General features: G+C 68.3%; 22 protein-coding genes. 6 read left to right on the top strand and 16 right to left on the bottom strand.

What is annotated here, in order from left to right:
- Nucleotides 1-65: 65 nt before the first annotated feature.
- Nucleotides 66-1,235: an NAD(P)/FAD-dependent oxidoreductase gene (locus QTI51_RS03435; RefSeq protein ID WP_116908150.1), complete on the bottom strand. Its 1,170-nt coding sequence runs from the start codon at nt 1,233-1,235 to the stop codon at nt 66-68.
- Nucleotides 1,236-1,438: 203 nt separating this feature from the next.
- On the opposite strand from QTI51_RS03435, the gene QTI51_RS03440 reads away from it, so the two are divergent.
- Both QTI51_RS03440 and QTI51_RS03445 read left to right on the top strand, forming a co-directional pair.
- Nucleotides 1,439-2,227 carry a helix-turn-helix domain-containing protein gene (locus tag QTI51_RS03440; protein WP_286512856.1) on the top strand — a complete coding sequence of 263 codons (789 nt, stop codon included), beginning with the start codon at nt 1,439-1,441 and terminating at the stop codon, nt 2,225-2,227.
- Nucleotides 2,228-2,336: 109 nt separating this feature from the next.
- Complete coding sequence (locus tag QTI51_RS03445; protein WP_116908549.1) at nt 2,337-3,605, top strand: M20/M25/M40 family metallo-hydrolase; 1,269 nt, start codon at nt 2,337-2,339, stop codon at nt 3,603-3,605.
- An 86-nt stretch (nt 3,606-3,691) separates the two neighbouring features.
- Here QTI51_RS03445 and QTI51_RS03450 read toward each other — a convergent pair whose 3' ends face one another.
- The 8 genes from QTI51_RS03450 to QTI51_RS03485 all read right to left on the bottom strand — a co-directional run bounded on the left by QTI51_RS03450 (nt 3,692) and on the right by QTI51_RS03485 (nt 12,575).
- Nucleotides 3,692-5,893 (bottom strand): DUF3300 domain-containing protein, encoded by a 2,202-nt coding sequence (locus QTI51_RS03450; RefSeq protein ID WP_116908148.1) that lies wholly within the window; start codon nt 5,891-5,893, stop codon nt 3,692-3,694.
- A gap of 186 nt (nt 5,894-6,079) precedes the next feature.
- The gene (locus QTI51_RS03455; protein ID WP_116908147.1) at nt 6,080-6,754 is read right to left on the bottom strand and encodes a DUF3299 domain-containing protein; all 675 of its coding nucleotides are present in this window, start codon (nt 6,752-6,754) and stop codon (nt 6,080-6,082) included.
- Nucleotides 6,755-6,757: 3 nt separating this feature from the next.
- Entirely contained in the window at nt 6,758-8,020 is a 1,263-nt protein-coding gene (locus tag QTI51_RS03460; protein WP_286512853.1) for an ABC transporter permease, read from the bottom strand.
- A gap of 10 nt (nt 8,021-8,030) precedes the next feature.
- A complete protein-coding gene (locus QTI51_RS03465) occupies nt 8,031-8,744 on the bottom strand; it encodes an ABC transporter ATP-binding protein (RefSeq protein WP_116908548.1) in 714 nt (237 codons plus the stop codon).
- 85 nt (nt 8,745-8,829) lie between these two features.
- Nucleotides 8,830-9,423 (bottom strand): DUF2796 domain-containing protein, encoded by a 594-nt coding sequence (locus QTI51_RS03470; protein ID WP_116908145.1) that lies wholly within the window; start codon nt 9,421-9,423, stop codon nt 8,830-8,832.
- Nucleotides 9,420-10,328, bottom strand: coding sequence for a sulfurtransferase (locus QTI51_RS03475; protein ID WP_116908144.1), 909 nt, complete (start codon nt 10,326-10,328; stop codon nt 9,420-9,422). Before QTI51_RS03475 ends, QTI51_RS03470 begins: the two co-directional genes overlap by 4 nt.
- 66 nt (nt 10,329-10,394) lie before the next feature.
- Nucleotides 10,395-11,327: a DMT family transporter gene (locus QTI51_RS03480; protein ID WP_286512848.1), complete on the bottom strand. Its 933-nt coding sequence runs from the start codon at nt 11,325-11,327 to the stop codon at nt 10,395-10,397.
- 102 nt (nt 11,328-11,429) lie between these two features.
- Nucleotides 11,430-12,575 carry an aromatic ring-hydroxylating oxygenase subunit alpha gene (locus QTI51_RS03485; RefSeq protein ID WP_116908143.1) on the bottom strand — a complete coding sequence of 382 codons (1,146 nt, stop codon included), beginning with the start codon at nt 12,573-12,575 and terminating at the stop codon, nt 11,430-11,432.
- A gap of 182 nt (nt 12,576-12,757) precedes the next feature.
- Between QTI51_RS03485 and xseB the strand changes: the two genes are divergently transcribed.
- From xseB to dxs, 3 genes are read left to right on the top strand one after another with little or no spacing between them, the layout of a single operon-like run.
- Nucleotides 12,758-13,024 carry an exodeoxyribonuclease VII small subunit gene (gene xseB, locus QTI51_RS03490; protein ID WP_116908142.1) on the top strand — a complete coding sequence of 89 codons (267 nt, stop codon included), beginning with the start codon at nt 12,758-12,760 and terminating at the stop codon, nt 13,022-13,024.
- Entirely contained in the window at nt 13,021-13,950 is a 930-nt protein-coding gene (locus tag QTI51_RS03495; RefSeq protein ID WP_116908141.1) for a polyprenyl synthetase family protein, read from the top strand. The genes xseB and QTI51_RS03495 overlap by 4 nt, the downstream gene beginning before the upstream one ends.
- 23 nt (nt 13,951-13,973) lie before the next feature.
- Nucleotides 13,974-15,824 (top strand): 1-deoxy-D-xylulose-5-phosphate synthase, encoded by a 1,851-nt coding sequence (gene dxs, locus QTI51_RS03500; protein ID WP_116908140.1) that lies wholly within the window; start codon nt 13,974-13,976, stop codon nt 15,822-15,824.
- Between the two features lie 56 nt (nt 15,825-15,880).
- On the opposite strand, the gene QTI51_RS03505 is transcribed toward dxs, so the two are convergent.
- From QTI51_RS03505 to QTI51_RS03525, 5 genes are all read right to left on the bottom strand, one after another.
- Nucleotides 15,881-16,621, bottom strand: a complete 741-nt coding sequence (locus tag QTI51_RS03505) for an ABC transporter ATP-binding protein (protein WP_116908139.1) — start codon at nt 16,619-16,621, stop codon at nt 15,881-15,883.
- Nucleotides 16,618-17,421, bottom strand: a complete 804-nt coding sequence (locus QTI51_RS03510) for an ABC transporter ATP-binding protein (protein WP_116908138.1) — start codon at nt 17,419-17,421, stop codon at nt 16,618-16,620. Before QTI51_RS03510 ends, QTI51_RS03505 begins: the two co-directional genes overlap by 4 nt.
- Complete coding sequence (locus tag QTI51_RS03515; protein ID WP_116908137.1) at nt 17,418-18,281, bottom strand: branched-chain amino acid ABC transporter permease; 864 nt, start codon at nt 18,279-18,281, stop codon at nt 17,418-17,420. Before QTI51_RS03515 ends, QTI51_RS03510 begins: the two co-directional genes overlap by 4 nt.
- Nucleotides 18,281-19,162 (bottom strand): branched-chain amino acid ABC transporter permease, encoded by an 882-nt coding sequence (locus QTI51_RS03520; protein ID WP_108134767.1) that lies wholly within the window; start codon nt 19,160-19,162, stop codon nt 18,281-18,283. Before QTI51_RS03520 ends, QTI51_RS03515 begins: the two co-directional genes overlap by 1 nt.
- Nucleotides 19,163-19,305: 143 nt before the next feature.
- On the bottom strand, nt 19,306-20,460 hold the full coding sequence (locus QTI51_RS03525; protein ID WP_116908136.1) for an ABC transporter substrate-binding protein: 1,155 nt from the start codon (nt 20,458-20,460) through the stop codon (nt 19,306-19,308).
- A 230-nt stretch (nt 20,461-20,690) separates the two neighbouring features.
- Between QTI51_RS03525 and QTI51_RS03530 the strand changes: the two genes are divergently transcribed.
- The gene (locus QTI51_RS03530; protein ID WP_116908135.1) at nt 20,691-21,770 is read left to right on the top strand and encodes a TRAP transporter substrate-binding protein; all 1,080 of its coding nucleotides are present in this window, start codon (nt 20,691-20,693) and stop codon (nt 21,768-21,770) included.
- A gap of 108 nt (nt 21,771-21,878) precedes the next feature.
- Here the strand turns inward: QTI51_RS03530 and QTI51_RS03535 are convergent, their stop codons facing one another.
- Nucleotides 21,879-22,382 (bottom strand): hypothetical protein, encoded by a 504-nt coding sequence (locus QTI51_RS03535; RefSeq protein ID WP_286512838.1) that lies wholly within the window; start codon nt 22,380-22,382, stop codon nt 21,879-21,881.
- A complete protein-coding gene (locus QTI51_RS03540; RefSeq protein WP_116908134.1) occupies nt 22,379-23,935 on the bottom strand; it encodes a TRAP transporter large permease in 1,557 nt (518 codons plus the stop codon). The genes QTI51_RS03535 and QTI51_RS03540 overlap by 4 nt, the downstream gene beginning before the upstream one ends.
- Between the last annotated feature and the right edge of the window lie 36 nt (nt 23,936-23,971).

Raw genomic sequence — 23,971 nt, forward strand, 5'->3', positions numbered from 1 at the left:
GAGGTGAGGTTCTTGTCTCGGAAGAAGCGAAGCACTTGGCCGGTATTAGCCGGTGTCAGCCGGTGTCAGCCCGGGTTGGCCGCGCGCAGCCGCTGCGGGCCGAGCATCTCGGCCGTGAGCCCGAAGCCCGCGATGCGCTCCGGCAGCGGCAGCCCACGTGCCAGCGCGGCGCAGGCCTCGCCCATGGCGGCCGAGGTCTGGATGCCGTAGCCGCCCTGCGCGGCCACCCAGAAGAAGCCGGGCGCCTCGGGCTCGAAGCCGCCCACCAGGTCGCCGTCGGGCACGAAGGAGCGCAGGCCGGCCCAGGTGCGCGTGGGGCGGCGGATGGTGAGCGTGGTCGCCTCCTCGATGCGGTGCATGGCGATGGCGATGTCCATCTCTTCGGGCTGGATGTCCTGCGGCTCCACCGGGTCGGCGTTGGCCGGCGAGCCGAGCAGCATGCCGGCGTCGGGCTTGATGTACCAGCCCTCGTCGGCGCCGAACACCATGGGCCATTGCGCGGCGTTGGCGCCGCTGGCGCCTTCGGGCGGCGCGAAGATGAAGGCCGAGCGCCGGCGCGGCTCGATGCCCAGCGGCGGCACGCCCGCCAGCTGCGCCACCGTGTCGACCCACGCGCCGGCCGCGTTGAGCACCACGGGCGCCTCGTACACGCGGCCGCCGGCCGTCACGCGCCAGCGCCCGCCCACGCGCTCGATGGCGGTCACCTCGGCGTCGCACACCAGCTGGCCGCCGGCGCGACGCATGCCGCGCAGGTAGCCCTGGTGGATGGCGTGCACGTCCATGTCGGCCGCGTCGGGCTCGTACACCGCGCCCAGCACCTGGTCGGGGCGCAGCACCGGCACCAGCTCGCGGGCCTGCTCGCCGCTCAGGCGCGAGGCGCCGGTGTCCATGGCGCGCAGCACCTCCCAGTGCGCTTCGAGCTCGGCCATGTGCTCGGCGCCCGCGACCATCATGGCGCCGCGCGGCGTGAGCAGCGGGTGTTCGGCGAAGCCCTCGGGCGGGTGCTCGAGGAAGGCGCGGCTGGCCATGGTGAGGGCGCGCACCTGCGCCGTGCCGTAGCTTTCCATGAAGAGCGCGGCCGAGCGGCCGGTGGAGTGGTAGCCGGGTTGCGATTCGCGCTCGAGCAGGATCACGCGCGCATGCGGTGCCAGCCAGTGCGCCGCCGAAGCCCCGGCAATGCCGCCGCCGATCACGAGGAAGTCGGTGGCGGTGGGAGTGGGTGTGGAAGAAGTCATCGGCGAAAAGTGTAGGAACAATTTTGCGGATACGCAAATTAAATGAAGGCCACCAAGGGGAAACCATGGTGCACCGCAACGGTGAAATTTGCGTTCCCGCAATTTGCGTATACGCAACTTCCGGGCCCGCGTCACGCGGGTTGGCATGGATGGCGCGCCCCCGGGCTGGCAGAATCCGGCTGCACCACAAGAGAAAGACGCGCGTGAATCCACACACAGGGACCAAGCCGGCAGCCAGGGCCAGGGAACAGCCGCCCACCCTGGACCGCACCACTTTCGGTCACCGCCTGCGCACCGCGCGCAAGCGCTTCGGCTGGACGCTGGCCGAGCTGGCCGAGCGCTCGGGCGTGTCGATCACCACCATCTCGCGCGCCGAGCGAGGCCAGCTCGCGCTGGGCTACGAGAACTTCACCGCGCTGGGCCGCGCGCTGGACATGGACATGAACGCGATGTTCGCGGGCGCCGGCGTGAAGCCCGCGCAGCTCGACGGGCCGGTGGTCACGCGCGCGGGCAAGGGCGTGGTGTACCGAGGGCTGGCCATTGCCTACGAGTTCCTGGGCACCACGGCCGCGGGCAAGCAGATGAGCCCCATCGTCGGCACCGTGCACGCGCGCCAGGTGCACGGGCCGGAAGACTTCGTGCGCCACGCGGGCGAGGAGTTCGCCTATGTGCTGTCGGGCGAGATCGACGTGCACTTCGACAACGGCGAGGTCGTGCGCCTGGGGCGCGGCGACTCGCTGTACTTCGACAGCCGGCTGGGCCATGCGTACGTGAGCGTGAGCCGGCAGCTGGCGCGCATCATCGGCATGACCATCGGCGAGAGCGAGCACATGACGTCGGCGCGCGAGGCGCCGGTGTTCGCGCCGGTGGTGGAGACAGCGGCCGCAGCAAGGCCGGCGCGCAAGACCAGGGCGGCGGCGAAGGCGCCTGCGGCCGCTCCCGCTCCTGCGCCTGTGCCCGCGAAGAAGCGCGCGGCGCGCGGCAAGCGCTAGTCGCTTTTTCGCCGGCACCGCTCCCGCTGCCGCTGTCGCCGATTTGCTGGGAATTTCTGCTCGCATGGCTATGCTCGTCGCCGCCATTCACTTCGAGTCGAGAACCACCATGACCCAGCGCGCTTCCATCTTCTCCCTGCGTTCCATCGCCCTGGCCTGCGGCCTCGCGCTCGGCGCCGTCGCCACCGTGCAGGCCGCGCCCGACGCCAGGCTGCTTGCCGCCGCCGAGCGCGCGCAGCCCGCGGTGATCGACAACCTGAAGGAAATGGTGCTGATCGAGTCGGGCAGCCTGAACGTCGACGGCCTGCTGAAGATGGCCGACCTGGTCGAAGGCCGGCTGAAGGCCGCGGGCTTCAAGACCGAGCGTCGCAAGGCCACGGCCGGCGCGGGCGCGGACATCGTCATTGCCACGCTCAAGGGCACGGGCAAGCGCAAGATCATGCTGCAGGGCCACATGGACACCGTGTACCCCGCGGGCATCCTGAGCGGCCAGCCGTACAAGGTCGACGGCAACCGCATCTACGGCCCCGGCATCGCCGACGACAAGGGCGGCCTCGCGGTGATCATGGCGTCGCTGAAGATCCTGGCCGACGCCGGCTGGCGCGACTACGACACGCTCACCGTGGTGATGAACCCCGACGAGGAAGTGGGCTCGGTCGGCTCGGGCGAACTGATCGCCACGCTGGCCGACCAGCACGACACAGTGCTGTCGTTCGAGCCCACGGCGGCCAAGTCGGTGGCCAAGGGCGAATCGCTGCTGCTGGGCGCGGCCGGCATCGCCACCGCCACGCTGGACGTGAAGGGCCGTGCATCGCACGCCGGCGCCGCACCCGAGCTGGGCCGCAACGCGCTGTACGAGCTGTCGTACCAGATGCTGCAGACCAAGGATCTCGCCAAGGACATCCCCGGCGTGGCGTTGAACTGGACCGTGGCGCGCGCCGTCGGTCCGCTCAACCAGATCACCGAGAAGGCCCAGGCGCTGGGCGACGTGCGCATCACGCAACCCGGCGCAGAGAAGAAGCTGGAGGCCGCGCTGCAGGCCAAGGTGGCCGCCGGCAAGCTGGTGCCCGACACCGAGACCACGGTGAAGCTCGAGGTGGGCCGCCCGGCCTTCGTCGCCGGCGAGAAGGGCCGCGCGCTGGCGGAGCGGGCGCAGGCCATCTACAAGGAACTCGACCGCGAACTGGCGCTGACGCCCATGACCGGCGGCGGCACCGACGCGGGCTTCGCGGGCCGCTCGGGCAAGGCCACGGTCGTCGAGAGCTTCGGCCTCGCGGGCTTCGGCTACCACGCACGCGACGAGTACATCGAAGTCGACTCGATCGTGCCGCGCATCTACCTCGTGACGCGGCTGCTGACCGAACTCGGCAAGAACTGAGGCGGGTGCGCTGAGCGCCTTGTGCGGCGCTCAAGCGGGCCTTGCTTGCCCTTGCACAGCCTTTGTCGAGGCCTGCCTAGGCTTGCTTACTGAGGCTGCTGCCCCGGCTCGCCCGGACGACCGGGCGGACGCCGTTGCTGCGCAGCCGCTGCCGCGGCAGCCATGCGCTGTTGCTGCTGGGCCTGCTGTTGCTGGGCCTGCTGCTGGTGCTGCTGGGCTTGCTGCTGTTGGCGCTGCATCTGCTGTTGCTGCTGTTGGGCCTGCTGCTGTGCGCGCTGCTGGGCTTGCGCCTGTTGCTGCGCCATCGCGGCTTGCTGTTGCTGGCGTTGCTGCTGCATCGCCTGTTGTTGCTGCTGCTGTTGCGCGCGTGCGGCCTGCTGCTGGGCTTGTTGAGCCTGCTGCGCCTGTTGCGCTTGCTGCTGCTGTTGTTGTTGCTGGCGGCGCATCTGTTCCTGTTGCGCTTGTTGCTGCTGGCGGGCCTGGTTCTGGGCCTGTTGTTGCTGCGCCTGTTGTGCCTGCTGCGCTTGCTGTTGTTGCTGCTGCTGGCGCTGGATCTGCTGTTGCTGCTGTTGAGCCTGCTGCTGCGCGCGCTGCTGGGCTTGCTGCTGCTGTTGCTCACGCGCCTGTTGCTGGCCTTGTTGCTGCTGAGCCTGGGCCTGTGCTTGCTGACGGCGTGACTGTTCGGCCTGCGCCTGCTGTTGCTGGCGTTGCTGCTCCTGGGCGGCCTGCTGCTGCTGACGTTGCTGTTGTTGCTGCAGGGCCTGTTGTGGCGGCTGCCCGGGCGCATTGCCGCCTCGCTGCTGTTGTTGCGCCTGCTGCTGCGCCAGTTGGGCTTGCTGCGCTTGCTGAGCTTGCTGGCGGCGCTGTTGTTCTTGCTGCTGACCCTGCTGCATCTGCGCCTGGCGTGCTTGCTGTTGCTGCTCGCGCGCCTGCTGCTGCTGCATCGCCTGCTGTTGCTGTTGTTGCCGGGCTTGCTGGGCTTGTTGCTGCTGCGCTTGCTGCAGTTGGGCCTGCTGTTGTGCGCGCTGCTGGGCCTGTTCTTGCGCGCGCTGCTGGCCCTGCGCCTGCTGCTGCGCCATCACCGCTTGCTGCTGCTGGCGCTGCGCGTTCTGCTGTTGCTGTTGCGCGAGCAGTGCCTGCTGCTGGGCCTGCTGTTGTTGCGCCTGCTGTTGCTGCGCGAACGCCGGCCCCGCCGAGAAGTTGGGCGGCAAGCCACCGCGTGCGCCACCGCCGTTGTTGTTGTAGACGTTGCGCTCGTTCACGTTGTTGATCACGGTGGTCGAGCGCGACACGTAGGTGCTGTTGTTGTAGACCACGGCCGGCCGTGCGAAGGCGGGCGGCGGTGCGCCACGGTCGCGATCGCGGTCACGTCCGCGCGGGCCGCCCCAGTTCACGTTCCAGGAGTTCCAGCCCCAGCCGTGCCGCTCGAAGGCGCTGCCCACCACCACGCCGGCGCCGAAGGCCAGCACGCCCGCCGCGGCCAGCTGGCCACCGCTGTAGCCCTGCGGCGCCACCTGCACCGGTGGCGCGTAGGCGTAGCCGGGGTACACGGGCTCGGGCGAGCCGTAGATCACCTGCGGGTCGTACGCGGGCACGTACACCACGTCGGGCTGCACCGGCTCGATGGTGATGTATTGCGGCGGCGCCTCGATCACGGCGGGGCCGCCGTACACCGGCTGCATGTCGGGCGACGGCGCATAGCCTCGGGGCGTGGCGGCGCTGGCCACGCGCAGCTTGTCGTTGTTCTTCAGCCGGCCCGCCTTGGCCGCGCGCTGGCGCATGACTTGGATGGCGTTCATCACGTCGGCCGGGTCGTTGTAGTAGGCCTGCCCCAGCGCCGTGGTCCACGGGATGTTGCCGGCCAGCTGGTCGACCACCGGGCGGAACGCGGTGAGCGACTTCACGCTCGGGTCCCACGGTTGCTGGTTGGCCGCATCGGCGAGCGGACCGGCCTTGAGGTTGCGGTTCTGGCCCAGCCAGTCGTGCGCGGCGGTGATCTGCTCGGGGTAGGTGGCGCCGGCCAGCACTTGCGCCACCAGCTTGTCGGGGTACAGCGCGATGGGGGCGACCAGTTGGTAGAGCTGCTCGGCGGAAGGCGGCGTGTAGGCCGCAGGGGTTGCCACCGCAGGCGCGGCAGATGTCTGAGGCACCGAGGGCGCGGGCATGGTGGTCGCCGGGTCTGCAGCCGCTGCGGGTGCACTGGGTGTCTTGTCGCAGCCTGCGAGAACGAGGGCGCTGATGCACAGCGAGATCGTCAGCAGGCGGGGGGCGAAGTTGTTGTTTGTCATCGGAGTTCCATGAGGACGCCGGCGTCGTGCCCGGAACTCTTTCAACGGCGCGCGGCAGCAGGCGATGACAAAGCCTGCGCCCCGGATGCAACCGACTGTGTCGGTGGTGCGCCGTCAACCCTGTCGGCGCACAGCCACACGGCCGGGAGGCCGCGGGCTACAGCTGACCCGCCGGGGGGTCTTTTCTTACTTCGCGCCGCCGGTGTACTTGGTGACGTTGGCCGCGCTCACGTGGTAGCCGCTCACGCCCATCATCGAATCGTTGCGCAGCGTCTGCAGCTTGCCGGTGACCCACACGGTGTCCATGGCGCGGAACTTGGCGCCCTTTTGCGGCACCACGTGCAGGATCTGGTTGGCCGGCGGCGGCGGCGTGTGGATGCAGGCGCCGAAGTAGGGCACCAGCAGGAACTCGGTGACCTCGCCCTTGGCTTCCTCGAGCGGCACGATGAAGCCCGGTATCTTCACTTCGACGCCGTTCATCGTCGGGTTGGTCGGTGCGTTGTTCGACACCTCCTGCATCTTCATGAGCAGCTCGTTGGCGCGCGGGTCGCCGTCGTCGAGCGCGCTCAGGTCCATGCCCTTGAATTCCTTGGCCGGGTCCCAGTCTTTGGGCACCAGCTCTTCCCAGGTGATCTGGCGCGCCTGGCCTGGCTGGCCCGGCTGGCTTAAAGCGGGCTTGGCCGCGGCCGGCGCCGCCGCCTTGCCGCCGAGCGGGTTGGTGGCGGTGGTGTCCTTGGGGGCGGGCTCGGCGGCCCAGGCGGCGGCCGCGAGGCCGGCGCCGGCAATCAGCATTGAAAGCCGCGTGAAAGCCTTGGAAGAGTTCGATGCGGGTGCTTGAGAACGGGCGTGGACAGTGGGCATGGTTCAGATCCTCGGCGAGAGGCCGTCGGCAAGGGAAAGGCGGTAGGCGCGAATGCCGGGCAGCAGGCTTGCCAGCCATCCGGCGACCAGCAGGCTTGCCATCAGCAGCCATTCGTTCAGTGTAGGTTCTGAAAGGCTCAGTGTCAGCCCGAACTGCGCCTGCAGCCATGGCGAGAGCAGGGCGATGCCCAGCAGCGCCATCACCACGCCCAGCAGCACGCCCAGCACGGTGACCATGGCGCCTTCGAGCGCCAGCAGCGCCAGCACGTGGCGCAGGCCGGCGCCCACGGCGCGCAGCACGGCAAGCTCGCGCCGGCGTTCGTTCAGCCCCGCCATCACCACCGACACCAGCCCCGCGAGGCTCACCAGCGCCACCAGCGCCGACATCAGCAGCAGCGCGTTCTCGCCGATGCCGATCACGCTCCACAGCTCGTCGAGCGCCACGCCGGGCAGGATGGCCATGAGCGGCTCGCCGGTGTAGGTCGATATCCAGCGCTGCACCCCGAACACCGCCGCGCGGTTCTTCAGGCCCACCAGCGCGGCCGTCACGTTCTTGGGCGTGAGGTCGAACTTGCGCACCTGCTCCGCGGGAATGTGCACGCCGGGCATCGGCGCGCCGCCCACCCACTCGAGGTGAATCGCTTCCATGGCCGCCAGCCCGATGTGCACCGTGCGGTCGACCGGCGTGCCGGTGCGCGCGAGCACGCCGACCACGGTGAAGGGCTTGTCGGCATGCTCGGCCACGTTGAGCTCGCCGCTGCCGTGCGCCAGCGTGATCTTCTGGCCCACGTGGTAGCCAAGCTTGTCGGCCACCTCGGCACCCACCACCGCGTCGAACAGCTCGTTGAAGGGCTTGCCTTCGCGCAGCTTCAGCAGCTGCTTGTCGCCGTAGCGAAAGCGCGTGAAGTAGTCGGTGGACGTGGCCAGTACCGCAAAGCCGCGGTGCGAGTCGCCCAGCGACAGCGGCACCACCCAGTCGACACCGGGGTGCGCCTGCAGCGCCTGCACGCTCTTCCAAGAGATGTTGTTGGTGGCCGCGCCGATGCGGAACACCGAGTACAGCAGCAGCTGCGTGGAGCCGGTGCGCGCGCCCACGATCAGGTCGGTGCCCGAGACCGAAGACGCGAAGTTCTCGCGCAGCTCGGTGCGGATGCGCTCCACGCCCAGCAGCAGGAAGGTCGACAGCGCAATGGAGAACACCGTGAGCGCGAGCGTGAAGCGGCGGTTCCAGGCGCTGCGCCATGCGATGGAGAAAAGAGCCTTCATGCGAGCGCCTTCATGCGTCCACCGCCATCGCGCTGCTCGCCGCGCGGTTGATCTCGGGCAGCAGCACGTGCCGCGCGAAGCGCTGCGCAATGCGCTGGTCGTGGCTCACGAAGACCAGCGCGCTGTGGTTCTCCACGCAGGCCGTGAGCAGCACGTCGAGGAAGGCCTCGCGCCGGTCTTCGTCGAGCGCGGAGGTGGGCTCGTCGGCAATCACCACCTCGGGCTGGCCGATGAGCGCGCGCGCCGCGGCCACGCGCTGCTGCTGGCCCACCGACAGCTGCAGCGCCTGGCGCTTCCAGAGGTTGCGGTCCAGCCCCATCTGGTCGAGCAGGTGCTCGGCCTCCTCGCGCGCGGGGCGGTGCTTCGAGGCCTGTATTTCTCGCCGTGCCGAGAAGCGGCAGGGCAGCAGCACGTTGTCGAGCACGCTCAGGTACGGCAGCAGGTTGAACTGCTGGAAGATGTAGCCCACGTGCGCCACGCGGCTGCGGTCGCGCGCCGCGCCCGAGAGCTGCGACCAGTCGTGGCCCAGCAGCATGACGCGGCCTTCGTCGGCCACCAGCACGCCGGCCAGCAGCGACAGCAGCGTGCTCTTGCCGCAGCCGCTGGGGCCGTGCAGGAACACCGATTCGCCGGCCGAGATGCGGAACGCCTCGATGTCGATGCACGGCGTCTTCACGCCGGGCCAGGAGAAGCGCAGCGCTTCGGCGGAAAGCACCACGCGCAGTGGCGAAGTGTCGGCGTTGTCGGTCGCGGCGTTGTCCGTATTCGCGTTGGCTGCCGTGCGGGCCTCGGGGGCGACGCTCACGGTGTCACTTGCCCCAGCCCAGGCGGGCGGGCTGCGCGGCCTGCGCGCCGGCCGGGCGCTTCAGCTGGCGCTTGAACTGGCCCTGTGCGGTGGCGATTTGCGAGTCGATCTGGCGCAGGCCCTTGAACACGGCGAACAGGTTCACGTCGATGAACTTCGCGGCGGCCGCGTTGGTGCAGTTGAAGGAGAAGGTGGCGTCCAGGTCGGCATGGCCCACGGGCTCGCTCGGGTCGGGGTTGCCCAGGCCCAGCGCGCCGGAACGCAGGTCGACCGGGCCGAGCTTGCAGTTGGCGGCGGGGTCGACGATGAAGAGCTTGTCCGCGGCGCGCAACTGGGCCACGGCTTCTTCGACGGTCTTTTTCTCGGCCTCGGTCTTCGGTGCGCGCTCGAAGCCCACGATGTTGTCCAGCGGGGACTCCATGTCGATCACCACCGTGGGGCCGTCGACGGCCACGTCGAGCTTGAGCTGGCCGTGCACATGGGCGTGCTGCTCCTGCGCCTGTGCGGCGAGGAACGGGGCGGCCGCAAGAAATGCGGCGGCCAGTGCGAGTGCCGAGCCGCGTCGAAGGGCCTGGACTCGTCGATTCGTCAATGTCATGGTTGCGCGCCTTGCCGGGTCGGCAGCCCCGGCGTGTTGCTCCATTCGCTCCAGCTGCCGGCATAGAGCGCTGTGGTCCCCAGTCCGGCGACCTGCATGGCCAGCAGGTTGGGCACGGCGCTCACGCCGCTGCCGCACTGGTGGACAACGCTCGCCGGGTCTCGCCCCGCGAGCAAGGTCTCGAACTCGGCACGCAATTGCGATGCCGGCTTGAACTTGCCGTCGGGGCCGATGTTCTCGGCGAAGGGCCGGTTCAGGGCCCCGGGGATGTGACCGGCAATCGGGTCCAGAGGTTCCACCTCGCCGCGGTAACGTGCACCGGCGCGCGCATCGATCAGGTTCTGGTCAGGCTGCCCCAGCCGGCGCACGACGGTGTCGGTGGTCACCAGCCTGGCCAGCGGCTCGCCGGTGACGAAGTTCGACTGGAAGCGCGCGGGCTCCTCGCGGCCGGTGACCTCGCCGCCCGCCGCCTGCCAGGCCTGCAGGCCGCCGTCGAGCACGGCCACCGCGTCGTGGCCCATCCACTTGAGCATCCACCACAGGCGACCGCAGTAGTTGGCGCCGTTGCGGTCGTACACCACGGCCTGCATGCCGTTGGCGAAGCCCACGCTGGAGAGCCATTGCGCGAACTTCTCGCGGCTGGGCAGCGGATGGCGCCCGCCCGAGGCGGGCAGGCCGTCTTCCTGCGCGACCACCACTTCGCCGTGCGCGCCGGGCACGCCGTGCCTGGCGCTGAGGTCGGTGTCGAGGTTGGCGTAGTGCGCGCCGGGAATGTGCGCGGCGGCGTACTGCTGCACGCCGCTGTCGGGCTTCATGAGGTCGAAGGTGCAGTCGAAGACCATGAAGGGGGTGTCGCCGGCTTGCAGCTGCTGGAGTTGTTCGACGCTGATGAGGGTGGTGTACATGGTGTGTGTCCTTCGCTTGTCAGGTCATGCGCACGGGGCGCGAATCGATGTTGCTCGGCCGGCGCCTCAATGTTCCTCGGCTGGCGCCTTGGGCACCGCCCGCTGTCGCAACACAGTTGCAGCAATGCCGCTGGCGATGATAAGCGCCATGCCGCCCCAGCCGGCCGCGTCGATGCGGTCGTCGAACAGCACCACGCTGTAGAACGCCGCGAAGACGATGCCCGAATACTGCAGGTTGGCGACCACCAGCGTACCGGCCTGGGTCTTGGCGGTGGCGTAGGCGCGGGTCATGCAGAGTTGTCCGAGAGCGGCCAGCAAGCCGATGGGCAGCAGCCACAGCGCGTGCTGCCAGGTCCACGCGCCACCGCCCGAAAACCCGGTGGCCGCGGTGGCAAAGCCGCCCGCCACGGCCGAGCCGACCGCGAAATAGAACACCGTGCGCAGCTCGGGCTCGCCGATGCGCGACAGCGCCACCACCTGCATGTAGGCAAAGGCGGCCGTGAGCCCCGACAGCAGGCCCAGCATCCCGGCGAAGCCTTCGTTGCCGTTCACCGTGGGCTTGAGCATCAGCACCACGCCGACAAAACCGGCCAGCACCGTCAGCGCCAGCGCGCCCTGCAGCGGCGGGCGCTCCACGCGGCCGTCGCGCCCGGGCACCGGCACCCAGGCCAGCAGCGCGCCGCCGATCAGAAAGGCCGCGACCCACACGCTGCTCATGTAGTTCAGCGTGACGGCGGTGGCCAGCGGCATGTGCGCGATGGCGTAGAACCACGCGCCCAGCGAGATCACGCCGATGGTGCTGCGCCAGGCGTGCATGCCGGGGTAGCGGGTGGCCAGCGACACGCCGCGGTTGCGTGCCAGCAGCCAGAGAAACACGATGCCGATCAGCCCGCGCCCCAGCACCATCTCGCCGCTGTTGAACCACTCGGAAGCGATCTTCACGACCACGCTCATCGTGGCGAACAAAAAGGCGCCGAGCACCATCCAGAGCGCTTGCATCGTCTCTACTTTATGAACAGAGGGGAAGGAAGGGTGCCCGGGTGGCCCCGGGGCTTGTTCGAGCTGGCTGGCGGCTTGGCGCGGTGAGCGGAATGGCGCGCGTCACGCGACGCTGTTCTGCATGGCCACGCGGTACCACTCGTGGAACTGCTGCATGCCGTCTTCCATGGGGCTCTGGTAGGGGCCGGTCTCGTTGTCGCCGCGCAGCATGAGCGCGCGGCGCCCGGCGTCCATGCGCTCGGCGATCTCGTCGTCTTCCACGCAGGTTTCCATGTAGGCGGCCTGCTGGGCCTCGACGAACTCGCGCTCGAACGCGACGATTTCCTCGGGGTAGAAGAACTCGACCATGTTCAGCGTCTTGGTCGGGCTCACCGGGTGCAGCGTGGACACCGTGAGCACGTGCGGATACCACTCGACCATCACGTGCGGGTAGTAGGTGAGCCAGATGGCGCCGTACTTCGGCGGCTTGCCGTCGCGGTACTTGAGCAGCTGCTCCTGCCACTTCTGGTAGACCGGGCTGCCCGCGCGGCCCAGGCGGTTGGCCACGCCCACCGTCTGCACCGAATAGCGCGGCTTGAACTCCCAGCGCAGGTCGTCGCAGGTGACGAAGCTGCCCAGGCCCGGGTGGAACGGGCCGACGTGGTAGTCCTCGAGGTAGACCTCGATGAAGGTCTTCCAGTTGTAGTTGCACTCGTGCAGCTCGACGCGGTCCAGCGCGTAGCCCGAGAAGTCGAGGTCGGCCTGCGGGCCCAGGCCCGCCATGTCGGCCGCCACGTCGGGGCCGGAACCGTCGGCGTTCTTCTCGAACAGGAGGCCGTTCCACTCGGTGAGCGGGTAGTTGTGCAGGTTCAGGCACGGGTCCTGGTCGAAGTGCGGGGCGCCGATGAGCGTGCCCGTGGTGCGCGCGTCGCTCGCGGCGTAGGTCCAGCGGTGCAGCGGGCACACGATGTTGCCGCCGGCCTGGTTGTCGAGCTGGCCCCGGCCCTGCAGGATGAGGGCCTGGCGGTGGCGGCACACGTTGGAGATCAGCTCCACGCCCTTGGGCGTGTGCACCAGCGCGCGGCCCTGGTGCTCTTGCGGCAGCGTGTGGAAGTTGCCCATTTCGGGCACGGCCAGGCGATGGCCGACGTAGCGGGGCCCTCGCGCAAAAAGGTTCTGCATTTCGCGGGCATACAGCGCCTCGTCGAAATACGCGGAAACTGGAAGTTGGCTCGTGGCCTGCTGCAGTTGAAGACTTAAATCAGACATGGAGGACCTGACCAAGCTCCCCACAGGGAGAGAAAAAAGAAAAGAACGGAGGCGCCGCCTGGAGGCTTCGACGGCCCGGAGAGTGTGTTGGTGTCGCCAACGAGAGAAGTTCGCATTGTACCCGGGGGTGCCTGTTTCGGTCCGCGCCCTAAAATGCCCGGTTTCACCCACGTTTCGCTTGCATGCCCAAGGTGCCTTCTCCTTCCACGTCCAGCCCGGCGGCCACGCCCGACACGGGCCCGATGCCCGCCAGTTACGAAGCCGGGCTTCAGGAACTGGAACAACTGGTGGCGGAACTCGAATCGGGCCAGCTGCCCCTGGACCAGCTGCTCGGCAGCTACCAGCGCGGCGCCGCGCTGCTCGCCTTCTGCCGCGACAAGCTGCAGGCGGTCGAAGACCAGATCAAGGTGCTCGACGCGGGCAGCCTGAAGGTCTGGACGGCCGAATGAGCGCCGCCACGACCCACCCGTCGCCCGCGGTCAACTGGGACGCCAAGACCCTTTCCGCCTGGAACGAACCCCATCTCGCGAACGTCGAGGCCGCGCTGTCGCGCTGGGTCGGCGTCGATGCGCCCGTGCTGCTGGGCGACGCCATGCGCTACGCCGTGCTCGACGGCGGCAAGCGGCTGCGGCCCCTGCTGGTGCTGGCCGCGGCCGAGGCCGTGGGCGGCAACACCGCCGCGGCCTTGCGCGCGGCCTGCGCCACCGAGCTGATCCACGCCTATTCGCTGGTGCACGACGACCTTCCCTGCATGGACAACGACGTGCTGCGCCGCGGCAAGCCCACGGTGCACGTCAAGTTCGGCGAGGCCGACGCCCTGCTGGCCGGCGACGCGCTGCAGGCCCTGGCCTTCGAGCTGCTCACGCCCGAAGGCGACGAGGTACCCGCCGCCATGCAGGCCCTGCTGTGCCGCCTGCTCGCGCGCGCCGCGGGCAGCCAGGGCATGGCCGGCGGCCAGGCCATCGACCTGGCCAGCGTGGGCATTGCGCTGAACGAAGCGCAGCTGCGCGAAATGCACCGCCTGAAGACCGGCGCGCTGCTGCAGGGCAGCGTCGAGATGGGCGCGGCCTGCGGGCCGGTCAGCCCCGCGGCGCTGGCCGCGCTGCGCGACTACGGTGCGGCCATCGGCCTGGCCTTCCAGGTGGTGGACGACATCCTCGACGTGGTCGCCGATTCGCAAACCCTGGGCAAGACCGCCGGCAAGGACGCCGCGGCCGACAAGCCCACCTATGTTTCGCTGCTGGGCCTCGACGGTGCGCGCGCACAGGCCCGGCAACTGCTGGCCGACGCGCTCGCCGCGCTCGAACGCAGCGGCCTGGCCGACACCGCGGCCCTGCGCGCACTGGCCCACATGGTGGTCGACCGCGACCGCTGAGAGAGAAAAGAACACACCACCCCATGGCTCCGTTGCTTCCCACACTCCACGACCCCGCGCCGATCCGCAAGTACGACCGGGCCCAGCTGCGCCAGCTGTCCGACGAGGTGCGCGCCTGCGTGCTCGACAACGTCTCGCGCACCGGCGGCCACCTGAGCTCGAACCTGGGCACGGTCGAACTCACGGTGGCGCTGCACCACGTGTTCAACACGCCGCACGACCGCCTGGTGTGGGACGTGGGCCACCAGACCTACCCGCACAAGATCCTCACGGGCCGGCGCGAGCGCATGCCCACGCTGCGCCAGATCGGCGGCATCTCCGGCTTTCCGCAGCGCACCGAGAGCGAGTACGACACCTTCGGCACCGCCCACTCGTCGACCAGCATCTCGGCCGCGCTGGGCATGGCCATGGGCGCCAAGCAGAAGGGCGAAGACCGCCACACCGTGGCCATCATCGGCGACGGCGCGCTCACGGCCGGCATGGCCTTCGAGGCGCTGAACAACGCCGGCGTGTGCGACTGCAAGCTGCTGGTCATCCTGAACGACAACGACATGTCGATCAGCCCGCCGGTGGGCGCGCTCAACCGCTACCTCGCGCAGCTGATGAGCGGCAACTTCTACGCCGCCGCCAAGAACGTGGGCAAGAGCGTGCTGCGCAACGCGCCGCCGCTGTTCGAGCTGGCCAAGCGCCTGGAGCAGCATGCCAAGGGCATGGTCGTGCCGGCCACGCTGTTCGAGCAGTTCGGCTTCAACTACGTGGGCCCCATCGACGGCCACGACCTCGACTCGCTGGTGCCCACGCTGGAGAACCTGAAGCACCTCGACGGCCCGCAGTTCCTGCACGTGGTGACCAAGAAGGGCCAGGGCTACAAGCTGGCCGAGGCCGACCCCGTGGCGTACCACGGCCCGGGCAAGTTCGATCCGCAGGTGGGGCTGGTGAAGTCGACCGCCGTGGCCAAGCAGACCTTCACGCAGGTGTTCGGCACCTGGCTGTGCGACACCGCGGCCGCCGACGGCCGGCTGGTGGGCATCACGCCCGCCATGCGCGAAGGCTCGGGGCTGGTGGAGTTCGAAAAGCGCTTTCCCGATCGCTACTACGACGTCGGCATCGCCGAGCAACACGCCGTGACCTTCGCGGCCGGCCTGGCCTGCGAGGGGCTGAAGCCCGTGGTCGCGATTTACTCGACCTTTCTGCAGCGCGCGTACGACCAGCTGATCCACGACGTGGCGATCCAGAACCTGCCGGTGGTGTTCGCACTCGACCGCGCGGGCCTGGTGGGCGCCGACGGCGCGACGCACGCGGGTGCGTACGACGTTCCGTTCCTTCGCTGCATTCCGAACATGAGCATCGCCTGCCCGGCCGACGAGCGCGAATGCCGCCAGTTGCTGACCAGCGCCTACGAGCAGAGCCACCCGGTGGCGGTGCGCTACCCGCGCGGCGCGGGTGCCGGCGTGGCGCCGCACCTCACGCTCGACGCATTGCCCTTCGGCAAGGGCGAGGTGCGCCGCGAAGGCAAGCGCATCGCGATCCTGGCGTTCGGCACGCTGCTGTACCCCGCGCTCGCGGCGGCCGAGTCGCTCGACGCCACGGTGGTCAACATGCGCTGGGCCAAGCCGCTGGACGTCGAGCTGCTGCTGAAGGTCGCGGCCACGCACGATGCGTTCGTCACGCTGGAAGAGGGCGCCGTCATGGGCGGCGCGGGCAGCGCGGTGCTCGAGGCGCTGCAGGCCGCGAACGTGCAGAAGCCGGTGCTGCAGCTGGGCCTGCCCGACGTGTTCATCGAGCATGGCGATCCGGCGAAGCTGCTGTCGGGCATCGGGCTCGACGCGGCAGGCATCGAGAAGTCCATCGCCGACCGCTTCGGCCGCGCCTGAGTTTCCGGTATGGCTCCCTCCCCCAGCGGGGGAGGGAGAAAGAAAAGACAGCCTGCTCAGCTCCCCAGGTACGCGTCCTGCACCTTCGGGTTGCCCAGCAGCTCGCGCCCCGTCCCCGACAGCACGATGCTCCCCGTCTCGATCACATAGGCCCGGTCCGCGATCTTCAGCGCCTGGCGCACGTTCTGCTCCACCAGGAAGATCGTCAGCCCCTGCTTGTTGATCTCGCGCAGCGTGCGGAAGATGTCCTGCACGATGATCGGCGCCAGCCCCATCGAGGGCTCGTCCAGCAGCAGCACGCGCGGCTTGGCCATCAATGCGCGGCCGATGGCCAGCATCTGCTGCTCGCCGCCCGACAGGTTGCCCGCCAGCCCGTCGGCCCGGTCCTTCAGCACCGGGAACAGCGTGTAGATGCGTTCCAGGTCGGCCGCGCGCGCGGCCGCGCCGTCGCGCCGCGTGTAGGCGCCCAGCTCCAGGTTGTCGCGCACCGTGAGCGTGGTCAGCGTGGCGCGGCCTTCGGCCACCTGCACCACGCCGCCGGCCACGATCTTGTGCGGCGACAGGCCGGTGATGTCCTGGCCTGCGAACGTCACGCGCCCGGCGGTCTTCTTCACCAGCCCCGACAGCGCCAGCAGCGTGGTCGACTTGCCGGCGCCGTTGGCGCCCACCAGCGTGGTGATCTGCCCTTCGTGCAGCTCGAAGTCGATGCCCTTCACGGCCTCGACGTGGCCGAAGGACACCTTCAGGTCGTGCACCTTCAGCAAGGGGGTGGTCGTCGTCATCGTCGCCGCGCTCATGCTGCGGCCTCCTGGTCGTTCGTGGCTTCGTCGTCTTCGCGGCCGAGGTAGGCCTCGATCACCTGCGGGTCGTTGCGGATCTGGTCCGGCCCGCCGCGCGCGATGATGCGCCCGAAGTTCAGCACCGCGATCTGCTCGCACAGCCCCATCACGAAGCGCATGTCGTGCTCGATCATGAACACCGTGAAACCGCGCTGCGCGATGTTCTCGATTTCGACCATCAGCTCGCTTTTCTCGGTGCTGTTCATGCCGGCGACGGGTTCGTCGAGCAGCAGCAGCTTGGGCTCGGTGGCCAGCGCGCGCGCCAGCTCCAGCTTGCGCTGGTCGCCGTACGAGAGGTTGTCGGCCACGTCGTTGGCCTTGTGGTCGAGCTTGACCCAGCTGAGCAGTTCGCGCGCACGGTCGCGCGCGCGCTTTTCCTCGCTGCGGAACAGGCCCGAGCCGGCCAGCAGGCCGAAGGGGCCGTAGCGCAGCTTGGCGTCCATGCCCACGGTGACGTTCTCCAGCAGCGACATCTCCTTGAAGATGCGGATGTTCTGGAAGGTGCGCGCGATGCCCCCGCGCGTGATCTGGAAGGGCTTGCGGCCCGCCAGGTCCTGGCCCTCGAAATGGATGGTGCCGCTGGTGGTCGGCAGCAGGCCGGTGATCAGGTTGAACACCGTGGTCTTGCCGGCGCCGTTCGGGCCGATGAGCCCGAAGATGCCGCCCTTGGGAATGTCGAGGTTCACGTCCTGCAGGACCTTGAGCCCGCCGAAGTGCCGCGACACGTTCTTCAATGTCAAAAGTGTCTGGTCGCTCATGCTGCGCTCCCCTTGCGGCCGAACCACTGGCGGATGCGCGCCGGGTCCCAGATGCCCTTGGGCAGGAACAGCACGATCAGCACCAGGATGAAGCCGTTCACCACCAGCCGGAAGGCGCCCAGCCCGCGCAGCATCTCGGGCAGCAGCGTGAGGATGGTGCCGCCCAGCACCGGGCCGGTGAGGCCGCCGATGCCGCCCAGGATCGCCATCGTCAGGATGTCAACCGCGCGGTTGAAGCCGTACTCGGCCGGGCCGATGAAGAAGGTCAGGTGCGCGTTCAGCGTGCCCGCCAGGCCGGCGATGGCGCCGCCCAGCACGAAGGCCAGCATCTTGTGGCCCGCCACGTCGATGCCCATGAGGCCGGCGGCGGTCTCGTCTTCCTTGATGGCCTCGAAGGCGCGGCCCACCTTGGAGCGGCGCACGCGCCACAGCACCAGCAGCACCAGCACCAACGCCAGCGCCACGTGCCACCACTGGGTGGATTGCGGAATGCCGTTCAGCCCCAGCGCGCCGCCCGTGAGCGACTCGGTGTTCAGGATGGCGATGCGCACCACCTCGCCGAAGGCCAGCGTGGCCATGGCCAGGTACACGCCCGACAGCCGCAGCGTCGGCTTGCCGATGATGAAGGCCACCAGCGCCGGCGCCGCCATGCCCGCGGCAATGGCCACCGGGAAGGGCACGCCGTAGTTCAGCGTGAGGATCGACGCGGTGTACGCGCCGATGCCCATGAAGGCCGCGTTGGCCAGCGCGAGCATGCCGCAGGCCAGCGTGAGCCAGATCGAGAGTGCCAGCAGCGCGTTGATGCCCAGCGAGAGCACCAGGTTGCTGTAGACCGACCAGAAGTTGTCGAGCGCTTCCATCAGACCTTGCGCTCCTTCAGCGAACCGAAGAGGCCCTTCGGGCGCACCAGCAGCACGAGGAACAGCAGGCCGAAGGCCACCGCGTCGCGCATGTTGGAGCCGACGTAGGCCACCGACAGCACCTCGGCGAAACCGAGGAACAGGCCCCCCAGCAGCGCCCCGCGGATGTCGCCCATGCCGCCCAGGATGATGACCGCGATGCCTTTCTCGAGCATCGGCTGGCCCATCAGCGGGAAGAGCGCGTTCGAGTACAGCCCGATCAGCACGCCCGCCACGCCGCCCAGGCCGGCGGCCACGAACGAGGTCAGGTAGAACAATCCCTCGACGTTCACGCCCACCAGGTACGCCGCCTTGGGCGACTCGGCGATGGCGCGCAGCGCGCGGCCCAGTTGCGTGCGCTGCAGCGACAGCATCAGCACGCCCATGAGCACGAACGACGCCAGCACGATGCCCAGCTCGAGCACGGTGACGTGGATGCCGGCGAACACCAGCGCGTCGTCGGGAATGGTGCCGGGCGGGAAGCGCAGGTTTTCCGCGCCGAAAATGCCCTGGATGCCGTTGTTCAGGATGATGGCCACGCCGATGGTGGCGATCATCGGAATCAGGTGGGGTGCGTTGCGCTTGCGCAGCGGCTTGAGCACCAGCACGTCGACCAGGAAGCCGAGCACGCCGCAGAACGCGAACGCGAACGGCAGGCCGACCCACAGGGGCATGCCCGACACGCGCATGAACTCGGCGGCCGCATATGCGCCCACCATGAACACCGCGCCGTGCGAGAGGTTGATGACGCCGAGCACGCCGAAGATGAGTGTGAAGCCGAGCGCGAAGAGTGCGTAGACGCACCCCAGCGACAAGGCGTTGACAAGCTGCTGATCGAGCACGATGGGCTTCCGTCAGGCCGCAACGCACGAAGGCCGTTGCGGCAAATCAAAAAAGAAAACGGCGCAGTCGACAGTCCTGCGCCAGAAGCGAGAGTCATGGCGGGCCCCGCGGCCCGCCACCGAAGCGGCAAGACGGGTCTTGCTTACTTCTCGATCACGAACGCGGTGCCCTTCGTGACGCTCACGATGGCTTGCTGCTGCGCGTCGTAGCCGGCGGGCTTGCCGGCCTTGTCCTTGGCGCGCGCGAAGGTGAAGGCGCCGGTGGCACCGGTCCACTTCACGTTGGGCAGCGCGTCGCGCAGGGCGGTGCGGTCGGCGGCCAGGTTGCCCGAGAGCTTCACGCCCTTCAGGGCCTGGGCCACCACGTACAGGCCGTCGTAGGCCTGCGCGGCGAACTGGTCGGGCGCGGCCTTGAACTTGTCGTTGTAGGCCTTCTGGAACTTGGTGTTCTCCGGCGTGGCGTTGCTGGCCGACCAGGGGCTGCCGACGTACAGGTTGTCCGAGCTGCCCTTGGCCAGTTCGAAGATCTTGGTCGAGTTCATGCCGTTGCCGCCGATGATCGGCACGTTCAGGCCGAGCTGGCGGGCCTGCACCATCACCGGGGCGCCTTCGGCCAGCAGGGCCGACAGCACGATGGCGTCGGGGTTGGTGGCCTTGATCTTGGTGAGCTGGGCCTTGAAGTCGACGTCGCCCTTGGCGAAGGTCTCGGTCGTGGTCACGGGCAGCTTGAGGTCTTCGAGCGCCTTCTTGAAGTTGTCGTAGCCGCTCTTGGTGAACACGTCGTCGTTGCCGTACAGCACCGCGACCTTCTTCACGTTGGCGTGCTTGATGGCCACGCGCAGCGTCTCGGGCAGCACGTCGGCTTCGGTCACCGAGTTGCGGAACACGTAGTCGCCGATGGAGGTGATGCCGTCCGCCGTGTTCGAGGTGCCGAAGGCCACGGTCTTCGCGGCCTGCGCGATCGGGTCGGCCGCCTGGGCCGAGTTCGACAGCGTGGGGCCGAAGGTCATCAGGACCTTGTCCTGGAAGATGAGCTTCTTGAAGACGTTGATGGCGTCTTCCTTCTTGCCTTGCTCGTCCTCGATGGCGAGCACGATCTTGTCGCCGTTGATGCCGCCGGCGGCGTTGATTTCATCGGCCGCCAGCTGGAAGCCGTTGCGGATGGCCGAGCCGTACTGCGCGGCACCGCCGGACAGGGCGGCGGCGACGCCGATCTTGATGTCGGCCGCTTGCGCGCCGAAAGCGGTGGCCGCGGCGAACGCGAGCAGTGCGGGCTTGAAGGAAGTAGGGAGTCTCATGTTTGGATGCCGTCGTCGGACGTTGTCAGAAGGGATGTAAGGCGATTTAACATTTTATGCCTCGTCTGCCCGACCCTCCCGCACCCTGCCGGAACGCATGATGCGCGGCGCAGGGTAAACCCCCGCCGGAGGCTGTAAGTGCGTTTTTACAATCGCCCCGGCTTATACAAAAGTCCCCAACGCGGTCACAAGCCGCGTTTCGTTTTTTCCAAGAACTCGGAGAGCTATCAATGGATCGTCGTTCCCTCATCAAAAACGCCGGCATCGCGGGCGTTCTGGCTGCCGGCATTGCACCCGCGGTTCATGCCCAGGCCACCGTTCGCTGGCGCCTGGCGTCGAGCTTTCCCAAGTCGCTGGACACCATCTTCGGCACCGCCGAGGTGTTCGCGAAGAGCGTCAGCGACATGACGGGCGGCAAGTTCCAGATCTCGGTGCATGCGGGCGGCGAGCTGATGCCCGCGTTCGGCGTGGTGGACGGCGTGCAGAACGCCTCGGTCGAGATGGCCCACACGGCCCCGTACTATTTCTACGGCAAGGACCCGACCTTCTGCCTGGGCTGCGCCGTGCCCTTCGGCATGAACACGCGCCAGCAGAACGCATGGATGTACGAAGGCAACGGCCTGAAGCTGATGCGCGCCTTCTACGCTAAGTACAACATCATCAACCTGCCGGGCGGCAACACGGGCGCGCAGATGGGCGGCTGGTTCCGCAAGGAAATCAAGTCGGTCGCCGACCTGAAGGGCCTGAAGTTCCGCACCAACCCGTTCGCGGGCAAGGTGCTGGAGCCCTTCGGCGTGATTCCGCAGTCGATTCCCGGCGCCGACCTGTACCCGGCGCTCGAAAAAGGCACGCTCGACGGCCTGGAGTGGGTCGGCCCGTACGACGACCAGAAGCTGGGCTTCAACAAGATCGCGCCGTTCTACTACTACCCGGGTTGGTGGGAAGGCGGCCCCGAGCTCGACTTCTACATCAACACCAAGGCATGGGAAGGCCTGTCGGCCGAGTACAAGGCCATCGTGGAGGCCGCTGCCGCGCACGCCAACATCACGATGACGGCCAAGTACGACGCCAAGAACCCGATCGCGCTGAAGCAGCTCGTGGGCTCGGGCACCAAGCTGCGTCCGTTCTCGCAGGACGTGATGAACGCGGCCTTCAAGTCGGCCCAGCAGATCTACTCGGACCTGAACAACACCAACCCCGAGTGGAAGAAGATCTACGGCGACTGGTCGAAATTCCTGGCCGACCAGAACGCCTGGTTCCGCTACACCGAAGGCACGTTCGACCGCTTCATGCAGCAGCAGAAGCTGTAAGCGTCGCGTCTTCGCGTCCTCGCGTCTTGAAAGGCCCCGCCGGTTTCGGCGGGGCCTTTTTACTTGTGCCTTGGGGCCTGCCTGTTCACGCGCCCCGAACAGAGCCGACTACCGCGCTTCAGCAGGCGCGGCGACAGGCGAAGAAGAAGGCACGGCAAGCTCCGCCACGCGCTGCCCGAACGCGATCAGCACCTGCGGGTCGTAGGCATGGAACCAGGTGATGCCGCCCATGCGACGGCGCACCAGCAGCCGCGGCGCAATCAGCCGCTCGAGCATGCGGATGTGCACCAGCTTGAGCTGCGCGACGTCTTGTGCCTTCACGCGCTTGTCCCACAGCCAGGTCTGCACCAGTTCGTCGCCTTCGAGCCGGGTGCGGCTGTAGACGATCCAGTAGCCGACCCACACCACGCACAGCGCCGCAATGGCCATCACCACCAGCGCGCTGGTCGTCCATTCGGCCGTGCGCAGCGACGGCAGGCTCCAGATGCCGAATGCGAAGAGGTCGACCACCAGCACCACCGCCAGCGTGCGCAGCAGGGGAGGGAAGGCGGCGCCTTCCGTGGCGCTCTTCGTGGCGCTCTCCGTGGCGCTCTCCGTGGCGTGTTCGCTCACGGCTTGTTGGCTTCGCTCGCGGCCGGCGGCGCGGGCTCTGGCGCTGGCTCGGACGTCGGCGCCTCGTCCTTCTTGCTGTTGCCGAACGGGTCTTCCATGTTCACGCCGTTGCTGTCGGGCGCGGGCGGAGGCTCGGCGTCGGCGGGCATGTCGAGGTTGACCTTGTCGATGTCGACGACCTTTTCCTTCTCGAGAAACACGGTCACGGTCTGCGGGAAGAAGATCACGATGGCCACCAGCAGCAGCTGCATCGCCACCCACGGCACCGCGCCCAGGTAGATGTCGCGTGACTCCACCTTCTTCGGCAGCGCCCCGTTCTTGAAGAGGGTGTCGGCAATGCCCCGCAAATAGAACAGCGCGAAGCCGAACGGCGGGTGCATGAACGATGTCTGCATGTTCACGCACAGCAGCACGCCGAACCACACCATGTCGATGCCCAGCTTGTGGGCCACCGGCCCCAGCAGCGGCAGGATGATGAAGGCGATCTCGAAGAAGTCGAGGAAGAACGCCAGGAAGAACACGAAGATGTTCACCGCGATCAGGAAGCCCACCTGCCCGCCGGGCAGGCCCGAGAGCATGTGCTCGATCCACTTGGCGCCGTCCACGCCCTGGAACACCAGCGAGAACACGCGCGAGCCGATCAGGATGAACACCACCATCGCCGTGAGGCGCATGGTGCCTTCCATGGCGTCTTTCATCAGCTGCCAGTTCAGGCGCCGGTGGATCAGCGCGAGGATGAGCGACCCCACCGCGCCCATCGCGCCGGCCTCGGTCGGCGTGGCGATGGCCTTGTCCATGAAGGGCAGGCCGCCCATGGAGCCCAGCACCGCGAAGATCAGGATGGCCGAGGGAATGATGCCGCGCAGGCACTTGCCCCACAGCGCCCAGCCGTGCAGCGTGCGCGCGCTGGCCGGCAGGCCCGGCACGTAGTGCGGGCGAATGCGCCCGACCATGAAGGTGTAGATCGCGAAGATGATCACCTGCAGGATCGACGGACCCCACGCGCCCTTGTACATCTGGCCCACGTCGGTACCGAGCTGGTCGGCCATGACGATCAGCACCAGCGAGGGCGGCACCAGCTGCGTGATGGTGCCCGACGCGGCGAGCACGCCGGTCGAGTAGCGCATGTCGTAGCCGTAGCGCATCATGATCGGCAGCGAGATCATGGCCATGGCGATCACCTGGCCGGCCACCGTGCCGGTGATGGCCCCGAGGATGAAGCCCACGATGATCACCGAGTAGCCCAGGCCGCCGCGCACGGGGCCGAAGAGCTGGCCCATGGAGTCGAGCATGTCCTCGGCCAGCCCGCATTTCTCCAGTACGGCTCCCATCAATGTGAAGAACGGAATGGCCAGCAGTGTTTCGTTCGACAAAATGCCGAACACGTTCAGCGGCAGGTTGGCCATGAAGCCGGCCGGGAACCAGCCCATCTCGATGGCGAAGAAGCCGCAGATCAGGCCCAGGGCCGAGAGCGAGAACGCGACCGGAAAGCCGATCAGCATGATCACCACGAGCCCCGCGAACATGATCGGGGCGAAATTTTCCATGTGCATTGCGACTTACCTGCGGTGCGAAAGGGGCGGGCCTTG

Source organism: Variovorax sp. J22G73, assembly GCF_030317035.1.
Classification (GTDB): Bacteria; Pseudomonadota; Gammaproteobacteria; order Burkholderiales; family Burkholderiaceae_C; genus Variovorax.